The 25,447-nt window shown below is 69.5% G+C and carries 18 protein-coding genes and 1 tRNA gene; 11 read left to right on the top strand and 8 right to left on the bottom strand.

Going from position 1 to position 25,447, the window contains the following annotated elements; genetic code table 11:
- Window positions 1–15: 15 nt before the first annotated feature.
- Window positions 16–408: a MerR family transcriptional regulator gene (locus ACOCEP_RS22005; RefSeq protein WP_482330870.1), complete on the top strand. Its 393-nt coding sequence runs from the start codon at window positions 16–18 to the stop codon at window positions 406–408.
- Window positions 409–415: 7 nt separating this feature from the next.
- Here ACOCEP_RS22005 and ACOCEP_RS22000 read toward each other — a convergent pair whose 3' ends face one another.
- Complete coding sequence (locus ACOCEP_RS22000; RefSeq protein ID WP_482330869.1) at window positions 416–991, bottom strand: hypothetical protein; 576 nt, start codon at window positions 989–991, stop codon at window positions 416–418.
- Between the two features lie 141 nt (window positions 992–1,132).
- Between ACOCEP_RS22000 and ACOCEP_RS21995 the strand changes: the two genes are divergently transcribed.
- The 3 genes from ACOCEP_RS21995 to ACOCEP_RS21985 all read left to right on the top strand — a co-directional run bounded on the left by ACOCEP_RS21995 (window position 1,133) and on the right by ACOCEP_RS21985 (window position 3,452).
- Window positions 1,133–1,195: transfer RNA gene (locus tag ACOCEP_RS21995), tRNA-OTHER, on the top strand.
- 260 nt (window positions 1,196–1,455) lie between these two features.
- A complete protein-coding gene (locus ACOCEP_RS21990) occupies window positions 1,456–3,075 on the top strand; it encodes a TROVE domain-containing protein (RefSeq protein ID WP_482330868.1) in 1,620 nt (539 codons plus the stop codon).
- A 47-nt stretch (window positions 3,076–3,122) separates the two neighbouring features.
- Window positions 3,123–3,452, top strand: coding sequence for a hypothetical protein (locus ACOCEP_RS21985; RefSeq protein WP_482330867.1), 330 nt, complete (start codon window positions 3,123–3,125; stop codon window positions 3,450–3,452).
- A gap of 83 nt (window positions 3,453–3,535) precedes the next feature.
- Here ACOCEP_RS21985 and ACOCEP_RS21980 read toward each other — a convergent pair whose 3' ends face one another.
- On the bottom strand, window positions 3,536–4,456 hold the full coding sequence (locus ACOCEP_RS21980; protein ID WP_482330866.1) for an NAD-dependent epimerase/dehydratase family protein: 921 nt from the start codon (window positions 4,454–4,456) through the stop codon (window positions 3,536–3,538).
- 242 nt (window positions 4,457–4,698) lie between these two features.
- Here ACOCEP_RS21980 and ACOCEP_RS21975 point away from each other — a divergent pair, with 242 nt between their 5' ends.
- The 3 genes from ACOCEP_RS21975 to ACOCEP_RS21965 all read left to right on the top strand — a co-directional run bounded on the left by ACOCEP_RS21975 (window position 4,699) and on the right by ACOCEP_RS21965 (window position 7,057).
- Entirely contained in the window at window positions 4,699–5,208 is a 510-nt protein-coding gene (locus ACOCEP_RS21975) for a TetR/AcrR family transcriptional regulator (RefSeq protein ID WP_482330865.1), read from the top strand.
- 102 nt (window positions 5,209–5,310) lie between these two features.
- Window positions 5,311–6,267 carry an acetoacetate decarboxylase family protein gene (locus ACOCEP_RS21970; protein ID WP_482339787.1) on the top strand — a complete coding sequence of 319 codons (957 nt, stop codon included), beginning with the start codon at window positions 5,311–5,313 and terminating at the stop codon, window positions 6,265–6,267.
- A gap of 79 nt (window positions 6,268–6,346) precedes the next feature.
- Window positions 6,347–7,057, top strand: coding sequence for a type 1 glutamine amidotransferase domain-containing protein (locus tag ACOCEP_RS21965; RefSeq protein WP_482330864.1), 711 nt, complete (start codon window positions 6,347–6,349; stop codon window positions 7,055–7,057).
- Between the two features lie 49 nt (window positions 7,058–7,106).
- Here ACOCEP_RS21965 and ACOCEP_RS21960 read toward each other — a convergent pair whose 3' ends face one another.
- The 4 genes from ACOCEP_RS21960 to ACOCEP_RS21945 are packed head-to-tail and all read right to left on the bottom strand — an operon-like array spanning window position 7,107 to window position 11,188.
- Complete coding sequence (locus tag ACOCEP_RS21960; protein ID WP_482330863.1) at window positions 7,107–7,736, bottom strand: TetR/AcrR family transcriptional regulator; 630 nt, start codon at window positions 7,734–7,736, stop codon at window positions 7,107–7,109.
- Between the two features lie 31 nt (window positions 7,737–7,767).
- Window positions 7,768–8,763, bottom strand: a complete 996-nt coding sequence (locus tag ACOCEP_RS21955; RefSeq protein ID WP_482330862.1) for a VOC family protein — start codon at window positions 8,761–8,763, stop codon at window positions 7,768–7,770.
- Window positions 8,760–9,602: an alpha/beta fold hydrolase gene (locus tag ACOCEP_RS21950; protein ID WP_482330861.1), complete on the bottom strand. Its 843-nt coding sequence runs from the start codon at window positions 9,600–9,602 to the stop codon at window positions 8,760–8,762. Before ACOCEP_RS21950 ends, ACOCEP_RS21955 begins: the two co-directional genes overlap by 4 nt.
- Window positions 9,599–11,188: a bifunctional 3-(3-hydroxy-phenyl)propionate/3-hydroxycinnamic acid hydroxylase gene (locus ACOCEP_RS21945; protein ID WP_482330860.1), complete on the bottom strand. Its 1,590-nt coding sequence runs from the start codon at window positions 11,186–11,188 to the stop codon at window positions 9,599–9,601. The genes ACOCEP_RS21950 and ACOCEP_RS21945 overlap by 4 nt, the downstream gene beginning before the upstream one ends.
- 180 nt (window positions 11,189–11,368) lie before the next feature.
- Here ACOCEP_RS21945 and ACOCEP_RS21940 point away from each other — a divergent pair, with 180 nt between their 5' ends.
- The 4 genes from ACOCEP_RS21940 (at window position 11,369) to ACOCEP_RS21925 (ending at window position 16,019) form a co-directional block, all read left to right on the top strand.
- A complete protein-coding gene (locus tag ACOCEP_RS21940; protein WP_482330859.1) occupies window positions 11,369–12,418 on the top strand; it encodes an amidohydrolase family protein in 1,050 nt (349 codons plus the stop codon).
- A gap of 106 nt (window positions 12,419–12,524) precedes the next feature.
- Window positions 12,525–13,238 carry a hypothetical protein gene (locus tag ACOCEP_RS21935; protein ID WP_482330858.1) on the top strand — a complete coding sequence of 238 codons (714 nt, stop codon included), beginning with the start codon at window positions 12,525–12,527 and terminating at the stop codon, window positions 13,236–13,238.
- A gap of 2 nt (window positions 13,239–13,240) precedes the next feature.
- Window positions 13,241–13,624, top strand: coding sequence for a GntR family transcriptional regulator (locus ACOCEP_RS21930; RefSeq protein WP_482330857.1), 384 nt, complete (start codon window positions 13,241–13,243; stop codon window positions 13,622–13,624).
- A 142-nt stretch (window positions 13,625–13,766) separates the two neighbouring features.
- A complete protein-coding gene (locus ACOCEP_RS21925; RefSeq protein WP_482330856.1) occupies window positions 13,767–16,019 on the top strand; it encodes a P-loop NTPase fold protein in 2,253 nt (750 codons plus the stop codon).
- A gap of 46 nt (window positions 16,020–16,065) precedes the next feature.
- Here ACOCEP_RS21925 and ACOCEP_RS21920 read toward each other — a convergent pair whose 3' ends face one another.
- Complete coding sequence (locus tag ACOCEP_RS21920) at window positions 16,066–22,122, bottom strand: RHS repeat domain-containing protein (RefSeq protein ID WP_482330855.1); 6,057 nt, start codon at window positions 22,120–22,122, stop codon at window positions 16,066–16,068.
- A 22-nt stretch (window positions 22,123–22,144) separates the two neighbouring features.
- Window positions 22,145–25,231, bottom strand: a complete 3,087-nt coding sequence (locus ACOCEP_RS21915) for a LamG-like jellyroll fold domain-containing protein (RefSeq protein ID WP_482339786.1) — start codon at window positions 25,229–25,231, stop codon at window positions 22,145–22,147.
- Window positions 25,232–25,447: the final 216 nt, after the last annotated feature.

Here is a 25,447-nt window from a genome sequence, read left to right as displayed (position 1 = left end):
AGTCGCGGAGGGGCCGTGCGCATCAGCGAACTGGAACGCAGGACCGGTGTCAGCCAGCGTCTTCTGCGCTATTACGAGGAACAAGGGCTGCTGCGGCCGGAGCGTCTCCCGAGCGGCTATCGCGTGTACGCCGAAGCCGACGTCACCACCGTGGAGCACATCCGCAACCTCCTCGCCGCGGGGCTGTCCACCACCACGATCGCCGATCTGCTGCCCTGTATGGGTTCCGACGGCGGCAGGCTCATCGCCGACTGCCCGGAGCTGGTGCTGGACCTGCATCGGGAACGCGCCAGGCTCAGTGCCGCGATCGCCGAACTGACCACCGCCCGCCGCACTCTCGACCAGGTGATCGCCACCGCGCCGCCGTCGGTCGAGCGCGAGGCCGCCCGGCTGGGCGGCCTCGGCTAGGACGGGCTCACGGGCGGCAGCGTTCCGCGGTCGCCGCGGCCGCCTTCAGCTCGGGAGCCCCCAGGATCGCCGCGACCGGGTCGAGCGCGCCGTGCGTGTCCTTTTGGGCAGCCATGAGCCCGTCGACCGCACGGCCTTGCGCGGCGGTGTCGTCCTTCCCCGCCGCGTCCAGATCCGCCTTGGCTTTCACGGTCTTGTCGCGGGCCGAGGTGTACTTCGCGAGGAAGTCCCGCTTCGCCGTGTCTCCGGCGGGGACCGGCGCGGCGGGCAGCGCGGTGAGACCGTCGACCGTCTTGGCCAGGATCCCCGCGTAGTGCCCGAGTTGCGCGCTGGTGCTCTTCTTGATGGCTTCGACGGTTTCCCCGCTCGCCGGCGGCATCGTGTTGTTGCCCTCGACGAATTCCTTGACCGCGCCACAGAAGCCGTTCATCCAGGTCACCGCCGCGGCCGGGTCCACGGCGGACGGCGAGGGCGCCGGCTGCCGGGCGGCCGGCGCGGGATCCGGCGCGCAACCGGCCAGCACGGCCACGGTCAGGACGATTCCCGCGGCGACCGAAGTCTTGTGTGCGGCAAACATTTTCATTCCCCTCTCCCCGGCTGCTGTTCCCGCCGGCGCGAGGACCTTGACATGGCGGACCGAGCGCCGTCTGCGTCATCTGACTCAGAGCGCACCAATTCCGGTGACATGGGCGCGAGGGCTCTGTTAGCTTGAGCGAGCACTCCCGGTGCGCAGGTAACGGTTACTTCCTCTTCCACAGGAGAGACGCGGGTTCGAATCCCGCCGCGGGCTCCGGCCCGCGTCGACCAGCGGCCCAGGTCACTTTCGTCACCGTCACCGATCATTTCTCGGGAGCCCACAACTTCAGATGCGCCCGGTGCGCAGGCGACGGCTACTTCACCGTATTCCAAAGGTTGCGGGTTCGAGCCCCGTCCGGCAGGCATCCTGCCGGTAGCTCAATCGGTAGAGCATTGGACAAGCACCGTCACCGACTTTTTCTCGGGCCACATCCGGAGTCGAAGCTCCCCTCGAACGAAACGAGGGTCGAGGTGTCGAAGTTCAACACCGCGGGCACCCGCCCGGCGGCGAGCTCACCGATCGCCGGTGAGCGGAGCCCCGGCGGCGTCACCCACGAAGGCGGGGACGGCTACCGGCGGGACACCAAGTCCGAACTGTTCCTGCTCGCCGTCACCAACATGGTCGGCGAGAACACCTTCTACGAGACGGGCGACGAACGCGACACGCGTTACGCCGCCCTCGTCCGGAAGGCCGCACTCGCCGATCCCGAGTGGACGGCGCGGTTCCTGTGCTGGCTCCGCTCGGAAGCGAACATGCGTACCGCCGCGATCGTCGGCGCCGCCGAGTACGTCCGCGCCCGGCTCACGGCCGCGACGGACGACCGGTCGTCTGCCGCCATCACCGCGAACCGCGCCGTCGTCGGCTCCGTGCTCCAGCGTGCCGACGAACCCGGCGAGCTGCTCGCGTACTGGACTTCGTTGTACGGCAGGAAGATCCCGAAGCCGGTCAAGCGTGGCGTCGCCGACGCCGCCGTCCGGCTCTTCCACGAGAAGTCGTTCCTCAAGTGGGATTCCGACGCGCGCGCCTTCCGGTTCGCCGACGTCCTCGGCCTGGCCCACCCGGACCCGAAGGACGCGGCGCAGGACGCCCTGTTCCAGCACATCGTCGACGTCCGGTTCAACCCCGGCCGGGAGATCCCCGCCGAATTGCCGGTCCTCGGGGCCCGCGCGGACCTCATGGCATGGGACGAGGAGCAGCGGCGCGACCTGTTCCGCGGCACCGAACTCGACACCGCGCGGTCGGTTCTCCGGCAGGCGGGTATGACCTGGGAGTCGCTGGCCGGCTGGCTTCAGGGCCCCATGGACGCGCGGGCGTGGGAGGCCGTGATCCCCGCCATGGGCTACATGGCGCTTCTGCGGAACCTCCGGAACTTCGACCAGGCGGGCGTGTCCGACGAGGTGGCCGAGCGGGTCGCGGCGCGGCTGGCCGATCCGGAGCAGGTGGCGACGTCACGGCAGTTCCCGATGAGGTTCCTCTCCGCGTATCGGGCGGCGCCGTCGCTTCGCTGGTCGTACGCGCTGGAAAAGGCGATCTCCGAGTCGCTGGCGAACGTGCCCCGCCTGGCCGGGCGGACACTGGTCCTCGTCGACACCTCGGGGTCGATGAACGCCGGTTTCAGCAAGGACGGCACGCTGATGCGCTGGGACGCGGCCGCGGTCTTCGGGATCGCGCTCGGCTCCCGCTGCGAGACGGCGGACGTCGTGTCGTTCTCGAACGGCTATTACGGCGGCACCGGTTCGATGGCCTTCGACCTACGCGGCGGCGAGTCGCTCTTGCGGGCGCTCGACCGATGGCGGAACGGTGGCTACTTCATCGGCGGCGGCACCGACACCGTCGGCGCCGTCCAGCGTCACCTGCGTCCGGAGCACGACCGGCTCGTGATCCTGACCGACGAGCAGCACTCGACAGGTGACGTCGACCAGGCGGTGCCGAAGGACACGGCGCTGTACACCTGGAACCTGGCGGGCTACCAGCACGGTCATTCGAGGTCCGGCCACGGAAACCGGCACACCTTCGGCGGCCTGACCGACCAGGCCTTCCGGATGATCCCGCTCCTCGAAGCGGGCCGGAGCGCCGACTGGCCGTTCTGATCCCACCCGGGCGGAGATCTCGGCACCGTACTGCTTGACTTGCGAGCATGACAACGAAATGGGGGCGCACGGTGGCCGCGGCGGTGGCCGGTGCGACGGCACTACTGCTCTCGTCGTGCTCGATGGCGATGATGAGCGAGGAACAGAAGGTGGTGGAGCTGCGCAGGGCAGGCGAACTCGGAGCCGAGGCGCACGTCACGCTGCTCACCGAACTCACCGTGCCTACGCCTGAGACGTGCTTGAACAACCTCCAGCGGTTCACCGGCGGAGCGCCGTGGGACGAGCCGTACAGCTCCACGGCGGATTGGATCTCACTGCACGGGGACTACTTCGTGGACAGCTGTGTCTCAGGGAAAGCACGGGTTCCGAACAGCTGATCCGACGCCCGACCGAAGTCGCCGAGCAGGTGCCGAGGCCGGTGGGCGGCCCGGAGCGCGTCGCGGCCCATCCGGCAGGGCGGTCAGCCGGCGAGGATCCGCTCCACTCCTTCCCGGTAGGTGGTGACCGGGAAATCGGGGAAGCGGGCCGCGAATTTCGAGCTGTCGAAGATGTTGTCGTCGCGGTAGCGGGCGAGCAGCTCGTACATCTCGTCGAGCGGCTTGACGAAGCGGCGCCCGAGGCGGAAGGCGAGCATCGGCAGCACCGTGTAGCCGATCTTGCGGCCGGTGACCTCGCCGGCCAGCGTGACGAGCTGGGCGTAGGACCGCCGGTTCGGGTCGACCGGCAGATGCCACGTCTGACCGTAGGCGTCCGGGGTGTTGCCGAGTAGCGCCAGCGCCCTGCTCGCGTCGGGAGTCCAGATCAGGGAGCGTTCGGTGTGGGCGTCGACCGGGACGAACGGCCGTTTGCCCGCCCTGATCCGGTCGAACACCAGCGAGTTCGTGTAGCTCGTGGTCCGGCCGGGCCCGTAGAACTCGGGGGCGCGGCCGATGAGGCCCTCGACCCGGCCCGCTCGCATGGCCTCGAGCAGCATGGTGGCGAGCTCGCCGCGGACTCGTCCCTTGCGGCCGCCCGGCGCGAACGCCGTCGACTCGGTCTGGGGCGCCGACGTTCCGGGATACATGTAGGTGTTGTCGAAGAAGACGAGCTTCGTCCCGTGCTCGGCGCAGGCGTCGATGACGTTGCGCATGATGACGGGGAACCGGCGCTCCCACAGCTGCGAGTCCAGGGGCAGGCCGACGGTGAGGTAGGCGATCTCGCTGCCCGCGACGGCCCGGCTGGTGGCCGCGGCATCGGTGAGGTCCGCGGCCACGAGCTCGTCGGTGTCGTTGACCCGCGACGGCTTGCGGCTGACGAGGCGGATGTCTGTGGTGTGGTTGCGGTGGAGCTCGTTCACGAGCTCGTCGGCGATCGGCCCGCCGGCGCCGAGGACGGTCTGCATCCGGTTCTCCTTCGAGGTGTCGGGGCGGTGTCGACGGCGCCTCGATCGCGAGCAGTGTCGCGCCGGCAGAGGACGATGCGGTCGACCACCGTGGCCGGGGTGCGAACCCGGCCCCGCTTCCTCCGGACACGGTATGTTTACAGTGCTCACAACAGCGTAGGAGGGTGAAGTAAGCGGTGTCAACATCAGGGCAGGGTGGCTACCATCACGGCGATCTGCGGGCAGCGCTGCTGTCGTCCGCCATGGAGATGCTCGAGGCCGGCGAGCCCTTCTCGCTTCGCGCCATCGCGCGCAGGGCCGGCGTGTCCCAAACGGCGCCCTATCGTCACTTCAAGGACCGCGACGCACTGGAGTCCGCGTTGGCCGTCGAGGGCTTCCGCGACCTCCTGACAGACCTGGGCGATGGACGAACACCGCCGACCTCAGTGCTGGACCTGGCCGAATTCGCGGTCAGCTATGTCGCCTTCGCGTTGCGGCGCCCAGCTCTCTTCCGGGTGATGTTCGGCAAGCCGTGCGACGACGCGGACGACGAGCGGGTCAAGGCCGCCGACGCCCTGCACGAACTACTGGCCGACGCACTCGACCGGGTCTCCCCCGGGGTGGACAGCTCGGCCCTGGCCTCCGCCGGCTGGGGGCTCGCACATGGCCTGGCCTGCCTGTATCTCGACGGCAAGCTGCAGGCGGCGTCGGACAAGGAGGTCGCCGAGCGGGTGCGCGGAGCCTTCCTCGCGATCACGTCGGTCACCCCCTGACGCCTGCGCGCGGCCACCGCAGGCCTCACTCGCCAGTGTTGACAGTGCTCACATCCCGTGCGACCCTCGGTGTTGACGCCGCTTACATTGAGGAGAGTGCGTATGACACCGCCGGGCAAGCTGACCGACCGGACCGTGGAGGTCGACCTCGGAGGCCGTCTCGTCACCGTCCCCGAAGGCGGCCTCTACGACCGGTTCCGGATGAACACCGACCTCGACGAGGTCGCGCGGGACCCGAGGGTCGGCAGCGTCGACTTCTTCCGCCGGATGCCGAAGACCCGCGTGGACTCCCGCATCGGACCCACGCTGACACCGAACTTCTATTACCGCATCTCCACGACCCGGCTCACGATGCTCGCGCCGACGAAGGCGATCCGAAGCCGCCTGCCGCAGGAGCTGGATCCGCTCGAGATCGCCCCAGGGCTCGGGATCGTCTCGGTGATGACCTTCCGGTACGACGTGTGCGACATCGACTTCTACACCGAGGCCGCCGTCGGCATCGCCGTCAAACCGGCCCGGCACGGCGGCGGGCCGGGCCTGCTCGACCTGGTCACCGGGCTCAAGAACGACTCCCTGCACTCCTACGTGCTCTCGCTCCCGGTCAACACCGAGATCGCGCGGGTCCGCGGCCACGACGGCTACGGCTTCCCCAAGTGGGTCACCCAGCTCGACGTCGGCATCGACACCGAGCGCACCTCCGCCAGGGTCGCCAACGACCAGGGCGGCCTCGACCTCGCCCTCTCGGCGCCCACCCCGAAGCAGACCGCCCGGCCCACCGGCGAGCACGTCTCCACCCTGACCTCCTACACCACCATCGACGGTGCCTGGCACGCCACGACCAGCCAGATCAACATGCTCTCCTCAGGCACCACGCGGTTTCCCCGCGGCCTGGACCTGCGGCTCGGCGAGGGCCGGATGAGCCAGGACCTCCGCTCGCTGAAGCCGATCCGGACGATCCAGCTCGACGTCACCACCGAAGGCCAGCTGGCACTGCACATGCCAGTGCCCACCTCCGTCCGGACGCGGGCCACGCCGACATCCCGCTTCCGGCTTCGCTGACGCAGGGCTTCACCCCGGCGAGCAGCGGGCGCTACACCGGCCCGCCTCGCCATCCGCACCGCAGGAAGGAAGATCAGCCATGACCAAGCGCATCCTCGACGTCGTCACCAACGTCGGCCACTACGACGACCCGTCCCACGCCACCGGGCTGTGGCTCTCCGAGCTCACCCACGCCTGGCACGTGTTCGACGAGGCGGGCTTCGAGCAGACCCTGGTCAGCCCGGCAGGCGGCGCCTCGCCGCTCGAGCCGCGGTCGCTGAAGTTCCCCACCTACGACAAGACCGCCAAGGCCTGGCACGCGGACCCCGCGAAAAGGGAACTCCTCGCGACCACGAAGAGCCCTGAGGAGATCGACTCCGCCGACTTCGACGCCATCTACTTCACCGGCGGCCACGCCGTGATGTACGACTTCCCCGGTTCCGAGGGCCTGCAGCGCATCACCCGCGAGATCTACGAGCGCGGCGGCATCGTCTCCTCGGTCTGCCACGGCTACTGCGGACTGCTCGACACGCGGCTCTCCGACGGGTCCTACCTCATCGCAGGCAAGCACATGACCGGCTTCGCCTGGCAGGAGGAGGTGCTCGCCCGCGTCGACAAACTGGTGCCCTACAACGCCGAGGAACGCGCGAAAGAGCGCGGCGCGCGTTACGAGAAAGCCACGCTGCCCTTCGTCTCCTACACCGTGACCGACGGCAACCTCGTCACCGGCCAGAACCCGGGCTCGGCCAAGGCGACAGCGCGCAAGGTCGTCGAAGCCCTCGCGGGCACCACGCCGGACAGTCGCACCTGAGGGCGTTCGTTGGCCGACCGTCACTCAAGCCGCTCTGAAGCGCTCGGATCTATCCGGCGATCTTCGCGCCGAGCTGTTCGGCGGCGGTCAGCACCGAGGTGGCGTGGAGTTCGAACAACCGGATGAGGTCGACGCTGTCGCCGCCGACCTCCTTGGCGATGAACAAACCGTCCGCCGCGGCGATGGCGTAGGTGGTCAGCAGCTGCACCGAAGCCTCGTCGAGTTCCCCGCCGGACTCCCGGATGATGTCCGCGAAGTAGCGGTGCGCGGTGTCGCGCACCCGCAGGAACATCGTGCGGGCGCTGGGTTCCTGCGGGCGGCGCTCCAGTGCGAGCATGAGCCCGAGCCGCAGGAAGTCGGGGGCTTCGAGCAGTCCTTTCGCGACGGTCACCGCCAGCCCGAGAATCCGCTCCCGGGTGTCGCCGTCCTCGCCGGGCAGCGACACCGCGTCGAGCCAGGTGGCGAAGCTGCGCTCGATCACCGCGGCGATGAGCTCGTCCTTGTCCTTGAAGTGCCAGTAGATGGAACTCGCGGGCAGCCCGCATTTGGCGCTGACGAGGGCGATGCTGGTTCCCTCGTAACCGCGTTCGCCGGCGACCTCGACGGCGGCGTCGAGGATCTTGCGGCGGGATTCCTCGCCGTTGGCGCGACGCTGGCGGGTGGCGCGCGGATCGCTCATGGCCCCAGCCTACTGGAGCGATTGTTCCAGCTCAGTCGTCGGGAATGCCGTCGCCGCTGAGCGCGGGCACGGTGTCCTCCCGCTCCCGCAGCGACCGCGCGGCTCGGCTGAACTGGGCGAGTTTGCCGATCACGGTCTGCCCGACCGGGGTGTGCCCCCAGATGCTGATTCCCTGGTGCGTGCTGGGTTCCCACGTGTTCTCGTCGACGACGACCGGGTTCCAGCCGACTTCCCACTCGAACCCCGATGGGGTCAGCGCGTAGTAGGACAGTTCCTTGTCGTTGGTGTGCTGGCCGACCGACAAGGCCATGCCGAACCCGAGTTCCCGCACCCGCTGGTAGGACCGCGTCAGGTCGTCGAGCCCGGCGACCTGGATGTTGAGGTGCTGCACGCGGGTGCGGATGGGGTTCAGCGGCAGTCCGCGCACGGCGGCCACCGCGATGGAGTGGTGGCGCTGGTTGACCCGCAGGAAGCGGATCTTGAGCTTGACCCCGCTGATCGTCTCGTCGATGTAGTCCGACAGCCGCGCGTCGAACACCGTGTCGTAGTAGCCGCGCAGCTGTGCCGGTTTGGTGGTGGTCAGGGCGACGTGGCCCATGCCCGCCTCGCCGGTGACGAACTCCGTTGTCTGCATCGAAAGCGGCTTCCCGGACCGGACCGGTGCGGTGAAGATCTCCTGGCTGATGCCTTTGGGACCGGGGAAACGCCACAGCCGTTCGACGCCGCGCAGCGCGGCTTCCTCGGCGGTGCCTTCCTGGATGGGGACGCCGCGGTCGGCGACGCGCCGGAGGACGTCGTCGAAGGTGGTGTGGTCGTCGATGTGCCAGCCGAGGGTGGTGACGTCCTCGGCCGGGCCCCACCGCAGCAGGAACCGGCAGTCGTGCTCGTCCATCCGGAAGCGCATCGTGGCGGCGTCGGGCTCGTCGACGTGCAGGCCGATGGCGTCGCGGCCGAACCGGTGCCAGTCGGTGAACTTCCGGGTTTCGATGACGACGTAGCCGAGGTGGACGGCGCCGAAGACGTTCACGCGGTGCCTCCGAGGAACGTGCGCAGGGTGGCGTTGAACAGCTCGGCGCGTTCCCATTGGACCCAGTGGCCGGTGTTGGCGACCAGCAGCAGATCGCAGTTCGGCATGGTGTCCGCGAGCGTGCGGCCGCCGCTGGGGCGGTTGACCTTGTCGTCGGCGCCCCAGAGGGCCAGCGTGGGTGTGCGCAGCCGGCGCAGGCGCCGGTCGCGGGTGAAGTCCATGCGCCACAGGGTTTTCAGCGAGGACGGCCGCCGCAGGGGCGGGTCGGCGACGACCTCGGGGTCGATGCTGGCCCGATAGCGCTGCTCGATGGCCTCGGCCGGGATGGCGGCGCCGTCGAAGACGAGGTAGCGGCGGATGAACTCCTCCAGCTTGCGCCGGCTCGGTCCGGTGCCACGGTAGTAGTCGATCAGCTTTCGCAGGCCCGGTGTCGGCAGGGCGCGGGTGGTGCCGATCCCGCCGGGTCCCATCAGGACCAGCCGCCCGGCGCGATCGGGGGTGTCCAGGGCGAGCCGCAGCGCGGCCGAGGCGCCGAGGGAGTTGCCGACCAGATGGGCCGAGCGGAGGCCGAGTTCGTCCAGCAGGCCGCGGACGGCGTTCGCCAGATCCCCGAAGGGATCGGTCTGGTCGATGCTCTTGGTGGAGCGGCCGTAGCCGGGCAGGTCGGGCACGATGACCCGGTAGTGCTCGGCGAGGGGTTCGATGTTGCGGACGTAGTTGGACACCCCGGAGGCGCCGGGCCCGCCGCCGTGCAGCAGCAGGACCGCGGGGCCGTCGCCGGCTTCGGCGACGAAGACGTCGCGGTCTCCGACGCGGTAGGTCTTCTCGGTCAGGGTCATGGTGCGGTTACCTCCGGGCGTCGCGGACTGGGGGCCTGCGTGGTCGGGCGCAGGCCGGGCGGGGGCGGTGGCAGGGGCCGGCCGGCGGACGCTGCGGCGTAGACGATGCTGTCCGGCCGCAGCACCAGCGCGGCGGCCTTCTTGCCCGCCATCCAGGCGGTGAGCACCCCGGTGGAATCGACGACCGCGTCCTGGCGGGGCGCCGCGCCCGCGGGAAGTACCGCCAGGCGTGGGGTGCCGCGCCATTCCGGCGCGATCGGCGCGGGATCGAGACTCAGGACGACCCAGCGCCCCGCGGTGACGTCGTCGAGAAGCAAGGATGCCCCCTTCGCGTCCAGCACGACGGGCTGCGGGATCTTCCAGCCGTGCGCCGGTTGCCGGCCCGACGGCGCCAGGAATCCCTTGCGGTAGTGGCAATGCGGAACCCAGCCACTGTCGTGGAGGGCCCGGGTGATCGGCGGGATCCGGTCGATCGCCCGGAACACCGTGTCGCGAACCTTGGCGACGGCGGCGCGGCGTTCGGTGATGACGCGCCCGGCCAGCACGGCGCGGCGGGTCACCGCCCGCACGTGCGGCTGCCGTTCGATCTCATAGGAGTCCAAAAGGGACTCCGGCAGGACGCCGTGGACGACGGCGGCGAGTTTCCAGCACAGATTGCCCGCGTCGCGCACGCCGGCGGCCATTCCCTGGCCGATCCACGGGGGCATCACGTGCGCGGCGTCACCGGCGAGGAAGACCCGGCCGACCCGCCAGCGTGAGGCGAACCGGACATGGTGGCTGTAGACGACCGCGCGCAGGATCTCGACCTGGTCGCCGGTGATGCCCTGGCGGTTCAGCAGCCGCCACACCGCCTGCTCGGTCACCAGTTCCTTCTCGTTCTCCCCTGCCAGCACCGGGAACTCCCAGCGATGGTGGTCCAGCGGCGTGGGGCAGTCGACCGCGGGACGGCCGGGATCGCACCAGAACCGCAGCCGATCGTGCCCGGGCCAGGGGGTGCGCATCTTCGTGTCGATGACGACCCAGCGGTCCTCGTAGGTGCGGCCGTCGAAACCGATGCCCAGCTGACCGCGCGTCGGGCTCGACCCGCCATCGGCGGCGATCACGTACGACGCGGTGATCCGCGTGATCTCGTCGGTGCGCAGGTCCACGAGCATCAGCTCGACGTGGTCGTCACGCTGGAACACCCGCACGCATTCGTGTTCCAGCCGCAGCTCCACATTCGGGTACCTCGCCACGCCTTCGCGGAGAACACCTTCCAGCGCGGGCTGGTAGATGAACATCTGCGGCGGGTGCCCATGCCCGCGCGGCGTCGGCTCGGCGCTGATGAACGGCCTGCCGTCCCGGTCCACGAACTCCAGCGGCCGGTCGGCCAGCACGTCCTGTTCGAGCCGCTCGGCCAGCCCGATCCGCTGCCAGACGCGCATGACCTCTTCATCGGTGGAGATCGCCCGGGCCCGGGTGTAGATCGCGGCGTCCCGCTCGACCACCGCGACCGATAGACCTTCCGAACCGAGAAGGTTGGCCGCGGTGACGCCGGTCGGGCCGTAGCCGATCACGGCCACGTCGTAGTGCGGATGCTCGGTCACGACGAGTGCCTCCGAGAACTTGCCGTAGCGATCACTCCAGCAATTACTGGAATGAGTGCTACAGTAAGGTCGCCCGCGAACGCCGTCAAGCTCCCGCCACCCCAGGAGGAAACCCTTGATGGAACGGGAAAATCCCGCGTCGGCGCCACGGCCGCACCGAACCGACCCACCGGAGAAGCGATGACCGCCCGGATCGACGTCCACCAGCACCTCGTCCCGCCGCCCTACCGCGACGCACTCGTGGCGGCGGGCATCACCGAGATCGGCGGCCGCGCCCTCCCGGACTGGACCCCCGAAAGCGCCCTGGCACTGATGGACGAGACCGGAATCGCCACCGGCGTGCTCTCCGTCTCCGCGCCCGGCACCACGTTCCTCCCCGACCCCCGGGCCGCGACCAAGCTCGCCCGCGCAGTCAACGAGTACGGCGCGGAACTGGTCGAGCGAAACCCCGGCCGGTTCGGGCACTTCGCCACCGTCCCGATGCCCGACGTCGACGCCGCCACCACCGAAGCCGTGCACGCCCTCGACACCCTGCACGCCGACGGCGTCGTCCTGCTGGCCAACTCCCGCGGCACCTATCTGGGCGCCGAGGGCCAGGACAAGCTCTTCGCCGCCCTCGACGAACGCAACGCCGTGGCCTTCATCCACCCCGCGGAGCTACCCGGCCCCGCTGTCCCCGGTGTCGTCCCCTTCGCCGCCGACTTCCTGCTCGACACCACCCGCGCCGCCTACCTGCTGGTCCGCAACGGCGTCATCCGCCGCTACCCCGGCATCCGCTTCGTGCTCTCCCACGCCGGCGGCTTCGTGCCCTACGCGGCGCACCGGATGGCCATGGGCATGGCCAACGACGGCCTCAGCATCCGCGACACCCTCACCGACCTGCGCACCTTCTACTTCGACACCGCGCTCTCGGCCAGCCCCACCGCCCTGCCCGCCCTGCTCGCCTTCGCCCAGCCCGAACGGATCCTCTTCGGCAGCGACTGGCCCTTCGCCCCCGACATGGCGGTGCACTACTTCGCCGCAGGCCTGGAAGAACACCTCCGGAACGCACCCTTCGGAGCCACCATCGGCGCCGCCATCGACCACGGCAACGCCGCGGCCCTGTTCCCCCGCCTCGCCCGGGAAACCGTGCCCCCCACACGGATCGGACGCGCGGCCACCCTCCGCGGCACCCTCAAGTCCCGCGTCGTCCGCACGCTGTTCAAAATCGCCGACCCCGCCCGAGGCTAGGCGCCCGCCACCGGGCGTCGGCACGAACTGCCGCAGCTTCGGCATCTTGTCCCATGCCCTTGACACAAGTTGTACCGTGCATGTGACACAAGAGGGAGGGTGTCCGATGGCGTGGGACAACGTGCTGGGCGTCGCGATCGTGATGGGGATCTTCGGGCTGGGGATTCTCGTCGTCCTGTGGCCCGGCGAGAAACACGGTCGGCGGTTGCTGACCCGCTGGGGGATCGATCGTCCGTCCGATGAGGACGTCGCGGAGGCGGTGCGTTACCTGAAACGTCGCCGCGTCGCTTACCCGTGCCTGTTCGTGCTGGTGCCTTTGCTGGGCGACGTGATCGGGCTGACCGAGAACACTCCCTGGACGCTGGTGTGGACGCTGTTGCTCGGCGGGCTCTTCGGCGAGCTGTTCGCGTTGCGGCCGTCGAAAACCGCGCAGCGGCAAGCGATACTGGCGCACCGCAGGGTGCGCGACATCATCCCCGCGTGGGCGCTCGTGCTGCTCGGGCTCACCACGGGCGCCGGCCTGACGTACTACGCCACCGCGGGACGGTGGCAGGCCGTCGCCGTCGTCGCCGGATGCGGGCTCGTCGCCGCCGGAATCGTCGTGCTCGCGGTCCGGCGGCCCGCGGCGGGCGACCCTGTCGTCGATCTCGTGTTACGTGCCCGCAGCGCTCGCGTGGCGACAGGACTGGCGATCGCGGTTCCCGGAGCACTGGTCCACGCCGAGCTGAGCGCGGCCGCCGTCGGCGTGTTCGTGCTCGGCCTCATCGCCCTGCGCGTGGTGGCGGGTCCCCAGCGCGACGTCGCCGCGGCCGCGAGCTGACGATGACGGCCCCGCGCGTCACCATCGACACCACCAGCGGACTCGCGCCGTGGCGGCAGATCTACGACCAGCTCGAGCGGATGATCGCGGGCGGGACCCTGGCCGCGGGCACCCGGCTACCGCCGATCCGCCAGCTCGCGCGGGACCTCGGACTCGCCTCCGGCACGGTCGCGCGGGTCTACCGCGAACTGGAGTCCATGGACCTCGTGACGACGGCCCGCGCGAGGGGAACCGTCGTCACCGAGCCGGCCGAGCGCACACGGCCCGAGGCGTTGCTGAAAGCGGGGGCGACCCGCTTCGCGGCGTTCGCCCACGATCTCGGCGTCGGCGAGGACGCCGCGGTCGACGCCGTCCGTGCGGCCTACGCTCGAGTGGCCGACAGCTAGCCCGAGCGGCCCGGAGCGTCACCGCGGGAGTCCGCGTAACGGTTCCCCATATCGGCTCGACTGATGTGCGAACCCTTGCGGAGGCCAAGTGAGCACGGACGACGAAAGCACCTCGTGGCTCACCGAACTTCGAGTTCGGAGCATGATCGAACAGACGCTGACGAGAGCGGACCTTCGAGGCCTCGATGTCGACGAGATCGAAATCGAAAAGTCGGTCCTCGCTCAGTTACCGCGGCTCAGGGCGGCGGCGCGTCTGGAGCTGGCGGCGCATCGGGACGCGCTGTCGGCGGCGAGGAAGGACGATCTGGCGCTGCTCGGTCTGGAGCAGCGGCTCCGCTGGATATGGCAGGCCGTCAATTCCTTGTTCGGTGTGCTGCTCATACTTCTGCTCCAGTCGGCCATCGAAGTCGATTGGCCGTGGCCACACATCAGGTGGACGCTCTTCCCGACAGCGGCCAGTTCTCCCACAGCTCTGCTGCTCGGCGCCGCCACTGTGATCGCGGCCGTCGTGGCGAACCTGGGGCTCCGCGCGGTGGGGCGAGCGAACGCCCGCAGGTATCGGTATTCGCCGGCGCACCGCGATGTGGGCAACACCGAGGCCAACCTGGCGAGACGGGCCCAGACCGAGACCGAAGCCCTCGTCCGCGAAGCGGTCAACGCGCTCGACGGCCCGGGATCGACCACCGGCACGGTGCTCACCCGGCCGGAAGCTCCCGCGCTGGTCGAACTCGATTCGGCGGACACGGTCCCCGCGACGGGGCTGCGCCAGGTCGAGGAATTCATCGACCTGCACCCGACTTCGGCCATCGGTGTCGCGGGCCCGAGGGGCGTGGGCAAGAGCACCGTACTGCGCAGGGTGTCGACCAATTCGATCGACGATGGACACAGCAAGCGACGCGTGGGCGTCTACGTCCAGTCACCGGTGTACTACCAGGCCGCGGATTTCGTGCGGACAGTGCACGAAGAGATCGCCCGAGCCGTACTTCGCGACGCGCGAGTGCGCTATGCGGACCCCGAACTTCTCGTCAGGCGACGAAGGCGCTACGTCCGCCGTATGGTCGTGTTGGGCCTATTCCTCCTAGGCTACGGGCTGCTCGCCCTCGAACTCCTCGACGCCTCACTTCCCCCGGTGTCCATATCCGGCCTCCTCGGCATCACGCTGGTGGGCACGGCCGTGTGCTACCTGTTCATCGACATGGCGAGATCACGGGCCGACCGGCGCGCGGCCAAACTTCCCGAAGACCAGGCCGACCTCGCCCACCGCGAGATCCGGAAACTCACCTGGAGTGCCACCGTGAGCGAAAAGGACAAGCTCACTTTGAAACTCCTGCCCGGACTCCATACCGACAGCGAACAACAGACCGGCTACGCCGAACGGGAACGCAGTCATCCCGATCGGGTGGCCGACCTCCGGAATTTCCTGGACCGGTTCAACCGGATCTCGGAGATCCCGATCGTCGTCGCCATCGACGAACTCGACAAGATGGCCTCTCCCGAACAGGCCGTCGAGGCGATCAACGGTCTCAAGGATCTCTTCCACCTGCCGAACACCCATTTCGTCGTGTCGGTCTCGGAGGACGCCCTCGCGAGCTTCGCCCTCCGCGGGGTGCCAGTGCGGGACGTGTTCGACTCGTCGTTCGACGACGTGATCAGGATGGTCCCGTTCACCGCGGCGAATTCGATCAACCTGCTGCTCGGTCGCACGGTCAAGTTCCCCCGGGTCGCCTCGCTGTTCTGCCACGCCGTCTCCGGCGGCCTGCCTCGCGACCTGATCCGGGCCGCCAGGCGAACGGTCGAACTTCGCCGCATGGCCGAGGAGGATCTCCCCGTCACCACGGCCATCCTCGCCCTGGTACGCAACGATCTCACCGAAGCCGTCGACGCCGTCGCCGTCAAAACACGAGAGAAAGGCGAAACGGACAAGGAAGTCCACCTGTTCAAGATGAGGACCGTACTGGCGGACACCGCCGACCTCCGTATCGACGCGTTGGCGCATCCGCCCGCTCTGCTGACCTCGGTGCCACCGGACCTCACCGCCTTCGTACTGGCGTTGATCACGATCAGGGAGTACTTCGACACCCTGCTGCAGGACCCTCAGTGGCGCCAGCTGATCAAACAGGACGAGACCATCGCCCTCATCGACGAACTGGCGATCGCGAGAGCACAGGTGGCGATATCGCGCCTGGACTGCGTGCGCAGACTCGTCCATGTCCGCGCCGCGGCCGGCCTGTCCCCCATCCCCGACGCCGTCGCCCGGCACAGCGCACCGACCCTGTCCGTCTACAATGGACACAGTGGGCACTCCCGTTGGCGCGCACAGGCGACGGCGTCGGCGCACGCGGTCAGGCGCGCCACCCTACGACTGACCGCCACCGCGCGGACGAAACTCGGCTAGAGGTTATGGAATGACGTCGAAAGCCGTCCCGGCCGCGGCGCGATCTCTATCTCGGTCCTGGTTGCCGTCCGCCGACGTCTCGGCCGTCTCTGACTCCGCCGAGGCCTGCTGGTGATCCTCCGCCGCCCGCCATCAGCGGCAGGGTCAGTGCGTCGGCGACTGCGTTGGCCGAGACGGTGAACCCCCTGCCGAGGGTTTCGGCTCCTGCCCGGACGACGTTCGCGCCTTGGCGGACGGTTCGGCCGATGGCCTTGCCGGTGATCCGCGCGCCCTGCGCGAAGTGCCAGACAGCAGGAGTGACGCCTTCATTCAGCAACCAACGGGCGCCTTGTGACGGACCATAGGCAGCCCATTCAAGGGGTGTGCGACCAAAAGCCTTCAACGTGCCCATTCCAGTGAAGGAAATGGCGACTCCTGTTGTGATCAAAGGATTGGCCACGAGCATAGCCAACGGGCCACTGATCGCCGTCGCACCCATAGCTTCACGTGTGATGAGCCAGCTGCCGATTATGTCCCCGAATTCACTGTTGAGGGGTTTCATCCGCTCCCGGTACGCCCGGTAGTCGGCTTCATACGCGGTTTTCTGGACAATGGCCCGGACTCTGCGTGCTTCGGCGACGGCGACCTTGGCTTTGGCGCGGGTGTGCACGCGTTTGGCCGCCTGGATGCTCTTGATGCGTTTCACGTGCCGTGCCATCGTGGCGCGCTGGGCGGCGGCGCGGGCGTTGGACTTGGCCACCTTGTTGTAGGCGAATCGGGCCATCGAGAACGCCATTCCCCACAGTTTCCCGGTCGGGTCGCTGAAACTGGCCGGGCTGTTGTTGGCGTAGGCGTAGGCGTTGAGCTGTTGCGGGTTGTCGGCGTCCAGGACGGGGTCGACGGAGGTGAACCGGCCCGTGTCCGGGTCGTACTGGCGGACCCCGACGTTGACCAGCCCGCCTGGTTCGCGTGCGCCCATCTGGAATCCGTGGTCGTTCGGCCACGCCGCGGTCTGGCCGCGTACTTCGCCGAACGGGGTTTGCCTGCGCTGCACCACTTCCTGCGTCTTCTCGGTGACCGCGGTATGCGCGGTGCCCTGGGTGTCGGTGACCAGCCAGGTCACCCCGGCGACGGTGCGCTGGGCGACGACGGCGCCTCCGTGCTCGTAGAACCTGATGCCGTCGACCTTGCCGGTGGCCCGGTCGAACCGCACCTGGGTGTCGGACAGGAACAGCGTGGTACCGGCCGGATCGGCGCGGACGATCCGGTTGCCTTCGGCGTCGTCGACGTAGGTCGTCGTGCCGGCGCGGTCGGCGGTGGAGACGAGGTTTCCTTCGACGTCCCAGGTCATCTTCTGCTCGCCGGGCCTGCTGGTGGTGTTGCCCAGTTCGTCGTAGGCGTAACCGTCGGTGCGCGTCCCCGTGTTGTCGGTCGTGGTGGCCGAGGTCAGCGCGTGCGGTTTCGCCGCCTTCGCCGCCGGATAGGTGTAGGTGGTGGTGACGTCCCCCGTCGGCGTCGCGTGCCGCACTCGGCGGGTGCGGTTGCCGACGGCGTCGTACTCGAAGTTCTGCCAGTAGGGCGCGGGGCCGCCGAGGCCGGCCGTGCTGGGTGCCGCCGCGCAGTCACCGGACTTCGGGGTCCAGGCCCCCGTCATCCGCTGGTTGTGGTCGTAGGTGAAGCACTGGGTGTCGGCGGAGGCCGCCTCGGTGATCCGGGTGACGTTGCCCGCCGGGTCGTAGTCCTGGTGCAGGTCCGACACGACGGGGGTGCCGCTTTCCTTGGTGGTCAACGCCCGCGTGAGACGCCCGGTGGGTTCGTAGGTGTACTGCGTCTCCATCAGTTTGCCGGTGGTGCCCGTGGCGAAACTGTGCACGCCGGTCTGGCCGAGGTTGGTGTACTGGGTGGCCGCGACGTAGGTGGTCACCGGTCCGGTGCCGAGTTTGGACTTGAGCACCGAAGGCTTGCCCAGATCGTCGTAGCCGTACTCGACCACTTCCGTGGGCAGTTCGCCGACCTGCGGATAGGTGCTGGTGACGAGTTGCCCGTTGGCACGATAGGTGTTCTTGAATTCGTAGACGCCGGCGAGCTTGCCCGCCGGGGTGCCCGCGGTCTCCGGGACGGTGATCTTCGTGCCGGTCGGCTGGTAGTGGTTGTCGTAGCCGGTGACCTCGCTGGTGTAGGTCTTGCCGTCCTGGTGGCGGATGCTCGCGTCGAGGTGGCCGTCCTGTTTGCCGTCGTAGGTCCACTCGGCGCGTTTCACGGCGCCTTCGTGCAGGGCGGTGCGCCTGCCGAGCACGTCGTAGGTCGTGGTCAGGACGCGGCCTTTGGCGTCCGTCGTCGTGAGCTCGTCACCCGCGCTGCTGTAGGTGCTCTTCGTGGTCCCCGAGTCCGGGTCGGTCGTGGACGTGCGACGGCCGCGCAAGTCGTAGCCGTAGCTCCACGTGTTGCCCGCGGGGTCGACGACGGTCGCTTCGAGGTTCTTGCGGGTGTAGGTGTATTTGGTGCTGTCGTACGGTCCAGTCGGTGTGCCACCGCGGTACTGGCGGAGCTCCACCTTGCGGTCGCGGCCGTCGGTGATCGTGCTCGTCGCGGTGCCTCCCTTCGGCGGGGTGACGTCCACGCGGTCGCCGCCGTAGGCGGTCGTGGTCGTGGACTGCTCCTTGCCGTAGGACTTGACCACTTGGGACACGGGCCGGTCGGCCGCGTCGAAGGTGGTCAGCACCTGGTTGGGGATGCCGTTGTCCTGCAGGGCGACGAACAGGCCGGTGCCGGGTGCGCCACTGGCCGGGTAGGCGGAGTTGGTCTTGGTGACCCGGCCCGCCGTGTCGTGCACGGTGTCGCTGACGACGCGCCCGGACGATCCGGGCCCCTGTGTCTGACGTTGTCGCAGGAAACCGTCGTAGAGCACCGTGGACGTCACGTAGCGCACGTCGTCGGGATGCAGTTCGGCCGTGGTGACGGCGGTCGGCGCGTCCGAGCGGACCAGATAGGTGTGCTTGACGTGCGGCTCGGCCTTGCCCTGGACGCGTCCTGGTTTCCAGACCGCGGTGAGGTGGCCCAGCGGGTCGTGCGCCTGGCTGGTGACTTTGCCGTTGGGGTCGGTCGTGCTCAGTTCGGCCTCGTCCCAGGCCGGTTCCACGGTGGTGGTCGTGGTGTGCCCGAGGGCGTTGGTCTCGGCGACGGCCGTCACCGGACCGCCGGTCGCCGGGGTGAACACGGTCTTGGTGAGCGCGTCACGGGCGTCCCAGGACTCGACGACGCGGCCGTGCGCGTCGTACCCGGCACGCGAGACGGTCGTGTAGCCGCGCGGACCTCCCGCGAAGGACGAGAGCTCCTCGGTCCGTGTCTCGTCTCCCTTGGTCGGCGCGAGGCCGAAGTCGCGGCCGTCGTAGGACGTCCGGGTGTCGCTGACGATCTCCTCGTCCCGGGTGGGTTGTTCGTCACAGGACAGCGCGTATGTCTGCTCGCGGGACGGGAACTCGATCAGCCAGCGGCCTTCGTCGCGGACGTATTCGGTCCTGGTGCACTGGTCGTCGTCGGCCGTTTTCTCGTCACCCAGGTCGTTCTGTGCGACGGGGAGGCCGTGCTTGTCGAACTCGGTCGTGGTGCGGGTGCGCAGGAATCCTCGTCCGCCGTCGAGCGCGATGCGGTGCCGGGTCGTCCCGTCGGCGGCGAACCGGGCCTGCACCGTGACCCCGCCGCGGACGTCGGTGGCGGTCGGCTCGGACATCCACGGGTCGACGATCTCTCCGGAGACCTCGGAGCCGCCTGGTCCGGAGAACGTGCGCTTCTCCCGCGCCCGCCCCTCCAGGCCGGAGCTGTCGGGCACTTCGACGTTCTCGGAGTCCTTGAGACGCACCGAACGTTTGCCGCCGCCAGGAAGCTGGTCGCCGTCCATGCCCCGGAAGTACTGCGTCTCGCTATGGCGTGTGCCGGCGCCGGTCCCTTCGGTCACGCGGACCTTCTCGTACCCGCGCCAGCCGTTCCAGGTGCGGTACTTGCCGGGCACGGTTTCGTCCTCGGTGTGATGCCACGCCGCTCCGCCGACGTACTCGTAGGCCGTGGTGCTCACCGGGTTGCCCCCGGTGTGGTCCACTTCGGACACTGAGGTCACGACGTACTTGTGGAAGTAGTCGATCTTGGGGTCGGTGTCGCCGGTCCTGGTCCAGTAGGACGGGAAGCAGCGCAGCGTGTTGGTTTCGGGCGCGGCGGGCATTGTGCCGCCCACGGCGCATTCGGGATCGGAATAGCCGACGACGATTTCACCGCCGGTGCCGTTGCGGATGCGTTCGATCCGGCGCCACTTCATCGGCGGCGCGGTGTCGGAGACCGCGCGCACCCGGTTGTCCCGCGCCGTCCCGGTGAAGGTGGTCTCGGGCATGCCGAGGGTTCCGCCGACGTGACCGGTGTGGGTGATGCCGTCCAGCCACAGGCCGGCTCGCGTGTTGTCCCCGGGATCGGGATAGGAATGCCGCAGGGTCCACGAATCGACCGCGCGGCGCTCGGTGCCGCCGGCCACGCTGGTGGTGAGCTTGGCCAGGCGTTTGGCCGTCCAGAAGGTCGGGCTCGCCACGCGGCACGGGCTGCCGGTGCACTCCAGGTCCCAGGGAACGTCCTTCCACGTGGTGGCGTTCTTGGTGTCGCAGCCGGCTTCGCAGCGGTCGGCGGTCTCGACCGCGACCTGCATGGGCACGTGGCCGTACTCGGAGTCAGAGCGGGTGCCGTAGTCGATCCGGGTCAGCCAGCCGCCGCGGACGTAGTCGGTCGCCTTGGTCGCGTCGTTGTTCCGGGCGTACTTGTTGGTTTCCTTGGCGTACCACAGGGACAGGGAGTTGCCGTGGGTGTCCACCACGTGGTCGAGGTTCCATCGCCACGCCTGCGAGCACGAGGGGCCGGTCTGCTCCGCGGTACGGCACGGGTCGGCGCCGTACACGGGGACGGTCCACGTGGAGTCGGTCTGCGGACGGCCCTCGGTCCAGCCGGGCAAGCGGTTCCGGCCGAACCAGAACTCGGTGCCGTGGCGGTCGGTCACCACCCAGTGCTCGCCGTCGTTGTCGCCGTTGGCCGCTCCGGTGCGGCGCTCGACGCGCATCCCGGCGTCGTGCCGGGCACGGAAGGTCCCGCTGACGTCGTCACGCACCAGTTCGGTGGTACGCCCGTCCAGCGACAGCACGGCGTTGTCCGAGGCCCAGCACAGGTCTCCGGTCTTGGCGACACCTCCGCCCACGTCGGAGCAGGAACGGTAGGAACGCTCGATGAAGCCTTGGGAGAACGAGAATCCCTCTCCCGCCCAGCTCGGCTGATTGTTGGTGGTGGCGGTCAACCCGTCGACCGACTGACTGGAGTAGTCCAGCCGCAGCCGCGGTTCGGGCCCTTCCAGAGCGGGCGGCGTGCGCATCGGGTACTGCCAGGAGAAGTCGCCGGACGAGCCGCCGAACTCCCACGAGCCGGAGGCTTTGAGCTCGGTGGCCTTGAAGTCGCCCGTGCTCCCCTCGGGGCCCGCCGCCAGCGCGACCAAGCCGCCTGCCGGGACCCGGCCGGACACCCTGCTGCCATCGTTGACCGAAGGCACGGCGGTCCCGGCGCACTTCGGGTCACCGGGCGTGTCCAGGGCGCAGGAAGGCAGGCTGAGCAGCCGGAGCCGGTTGCCGTAGTCGGCACCGAAAGCCGAGCGGAACGTCGAATAGTCCAGAGAAAGATCGGCGTGGCCGTTCTCCGCGCGGGCGGTGCTCTCCAGGCGCACCACCACCGCCCAGGAACCGCGTTCGGCCGCCTTGCGGTCCAGCACCTCGACGCTCGCCGTGCCGGCGGCCCCCACCGGGGTCACGCTGACCGGCAAGCCACCCACGCGGGCGGTCGTGGCCTGGCGGACGGCGGCCTTGCCCGGCTGCGGCCACACGGGCGCGGGAACGGGTTTGCGGGCCGCTTCGTCGTCGGGATCGGGCGCGTAGGGCACCGAGGACGCGGTTTTCCCTTCCACCACAGGGTGTTGCTGCGCCTTCAGCCGCTCATAAGCCGCGGCGGGTGCCGCCGTGGCGACGGCCAGCCCGGCCGCGAGTATCGGCACCAGCGCCGCCGCGAGTCCTCTGCGCGCCAGGGAAGGCAAGGGTCTCTTCTTGTGCACGTCGGTCATCCCCTCGATGTGGTCACTGCTGGTGGAGCGCGGTGATTTCCAGGTCTGTCGGCACACCGGCCAGTACCCGGACGTCGTCGAGACCGCCGACCCAGGAATCGGAGTCGGCGCCGTTCCATCGGCCTTGGCCGACGATCAGCGGCCCGGTGGAGTCCCAGGACGTCGGGGCCGACACGGTCGAAGCCAGTTGTCCGTCGACGTAGAGCCGGACCTGCCGGGCGCCCGGGTCGTGCACGCCGACCAGATGGGTCCACCGCCCCGGCACCGCCTCGCCCGTCGAATAGGCGCGGTGCTGCACGGGGTCGTCGACGTCGGCGCCGGTGACGGCGAACGCCCATTTCCGGGACGTCGCGGCGTACTGCAGGAAGAACGGGCTGGTGCGCGAACCATGGCCCGCGACCGCCGCCTGCCATCCCGGCGTCAGCTGGTCGATCTTCACCCACGCGGATATCGCGAACCCGGTCGTGGACCGCGTCACCGGTCCCTGCGTCGTCCCTGGCCTGCCACCGGTGTGAATCGAACGCCCCGTACCGCCATGGCCCTCGCGTCTCCCCCAGCCGGGGTGAGTGCCGCCGGGGAAGGTCAAGTGCCTGCCGAAGCCGGCGGTGTCGAACGCGGTGACCCCTGACTCCTCTTCGAACAGCCACTCACCGACCGGAGTGGTCACGTTGGCCAGCTCGGTGACTTCGCTGAGGTAGATCCGGCGCGGCCAGACCTGGACGTCGGCCAGCTCGCCTTGCCAAGGATCGGCGGGCCCGGCGGCGCCGCGGCCTCGTCCCAGCACCAGCGGTCCGGTCGCGGCCCAGCTTTCCGAAGGGGCGACGGCCTCTCCGGCGTGACGTCCGTCGACGTACAAGGTCAGCTTGCGGGTCGCCGAGTCGTAGGTGCCCGCCAGGTGGGTCCACACGCCCTGGCGCACAGGAACGGCCGAGGACGCCGTGTTGCGCGCGGCGGTGTCGCTGTCGCCTTGCGGCATCGAGAACACCCAGCGATCACCGGCACGCCCGAGCGCGAAGCCGCCCACCTGCGCGCCCTCCTGGGTGACGGCCGTACCGGCGGGCGCGGTCGAGCGCACCCACGCGGCCACACTGAAACTCTCGGCGGTGCCGACGACCGGCCCCGTCGTGGCCGCGGTACCACCGGCCAAGGCGGTGGGGCCGCCGAAAAGCCTGCCGGGCGCGCCGAGCGCACCACCGCTCAAGGTCGCCGGCAGCCGCCCTTCCGCCGTGTCGGCGAGGGTCGGCCCGGCCGGCTCGTCCAGCTTCCAGCGGCCGGCCGGGGGCGCGCCCGAACCGACCCGGAAGTGGTACTGGGCGGTGGCGGACTGGTTACCCGCCCTGTCCACCGAGCGGACATACAAAGTGTTGGTACCGCGCCATTCCGGTGTCACTCCGGCGGTCGCCGTGCCGCCCAGGGCGGTGGCGGGTACGAAATGCGCGGGCGGGTCCGCGACGCCGACGAGGTAACCGGCCACGTCGGCGACGCCCGCCGCCGCGAGCGTGAAGTCTCCGCTGACGCCCACACCGCCGTGGATCATGCCGTCGGCGGGATAACGCCCGTCCGCGGTGGCGATCGCGGGCGGCGCGTGCGGGCGGGTCACGTCGACGTGGAACTCGCAGTACGCGGACTTCTCGCCGGGATCGATGCCGTCGTGGGACTGGCTGTGGAAGGCGTAGAGCTTCCCGTCGGCCAGCGGACCCGCCAGGCGGTACTGGGCGACGGCTCCGGCCGGGATACCGGGTACGAACGTCGATTCCCAGGTGACGAACCGGCCCCCGGGCGACTCGCGCTCGCCGTGGGCGAAATAGGTGTCGTGGATCTGGCCGTCGGCGTCCCGGGGGCGGGCGCGCAACGTCGGGCTCGTCGTGCCGACGTAGAGCGGCTGTGCGCCGCACACCTTGCCTTCGACGCTGAGCTGGTCGGGAGCCTGGGGATAGGAGTTGTACTCGACCGACAGTGCCGTGCGGTTCTCGTCGAACTTCTTCCAGCCCGTGTTGATCGTGCCCTCGTCACCGGCGCGCAGACCGAGCGTGACGGTCCCCCAGCCGGTGCCGTCCTGGGCGGCCTTGGTGACCTTGTCGCCACCCCATTCGCTGTAGCGCCCGGCGTCCCGGCAGTCGCTGTTGTTCGCCCCGGCCAGATAGCTCGACCACGGCCACGAACCCGAGTGATTGGCCCAGGTCGTTCCGGCGTTGACCGAGTTGACCAGGTACAGGTCGGTCCAGGTGTCGGCACAGGAGTAGGTGTGCTTGAGATAGGAGCTGAACCAGGCGCGCAACACGTGTTTGCCGCGCAGGTTCTCCATCGGGAAGGTCCAGATCGAGCGGTAGCGTTCCCACCCGTCGCCGCTCTGCTGGACGTAGCCGACTTTCGCGCCTTCGCCGCGGTCGTAGGACCAGTAGGACTGATCCGGATGCCGTTCGTTGATCATCGTCCAGTTCGCGGCGCCCACGGTGATCGCGGGAGCGACGACCGCGGGATAGACGGCGTCGGCCGCGGTCAGCCGGGCCAGATCCGCGTCCGGGTCCGGAGAAAGCGTTTGCAGCGCCGCGGCCAGTTCCGCGGTGCCCGCCGCCTCGCGGGACTTCACGCTCAGCGCGGTGACCACGCCGTCCACATCGAGCGTGGCGGTCAGGTCCACACCCGGCAAGGCCTCCCGGTAGACGGCGGTGTCGCCGTCGAGAGCAGGAACCGGCAGGGCTCGCGGCCAGGTCAGGGTCCGGTCACCGGAAACGAACAGCGGGCCGGTGCCACCTCCGGACAAGGTCGCCCGCAACGGCGACGTCGTCGCGGTGACCCGGCCACCGGCAGCACGTCGCAGAGTCGGGTCGACCGGAGCCCAGGCTCCACCGGCCTGGCGTGCGCGCACCGGCCTCGCGTTCAGGACCGCGGTGAACGTGCCGCCCGGATTGGCGAACACCTGGGAGGTCTCCGACGTCAGACCGGTGACCTCCACCCGCCGGTCGAACCGGGCGGCGGCCGCCGAAGCCGAAGCCTGGTCGGGCAGCCCGGCGGGTGCCGCGACCGCGGTGGCGCCGCCCCCTGGCACGACCCCCGACGCCACCGCGGCCACCATGAACGCCACGATCGTTCTTCGCATCGCCACCCTCGCCCTCCCCGGTCCGAGAGCGACGGAAGCGCGGCCGTGTGCTCCCGCCGGCGTGGGCGGGCCGCGTCGCTCGAACACAGACCGTAGGGCGAGAACCCGATGGCCTCTGTCGTCACACTTGCACGGCGCTGTCACGTGGTCGGCGCTGGTGAACGGCGGGCAGAACACGAAGGAATGGCCGCCGTTTCGCCGATCGCGGCCGCCTTG

Source organism: Amycolatopsis sp. CA-211722 (assembly GCF_056828465.1).
Note: the sequence above shows the minus strand (reverse complement) of the source record. Positions and strands in the feature narration are given on the sequence as shown.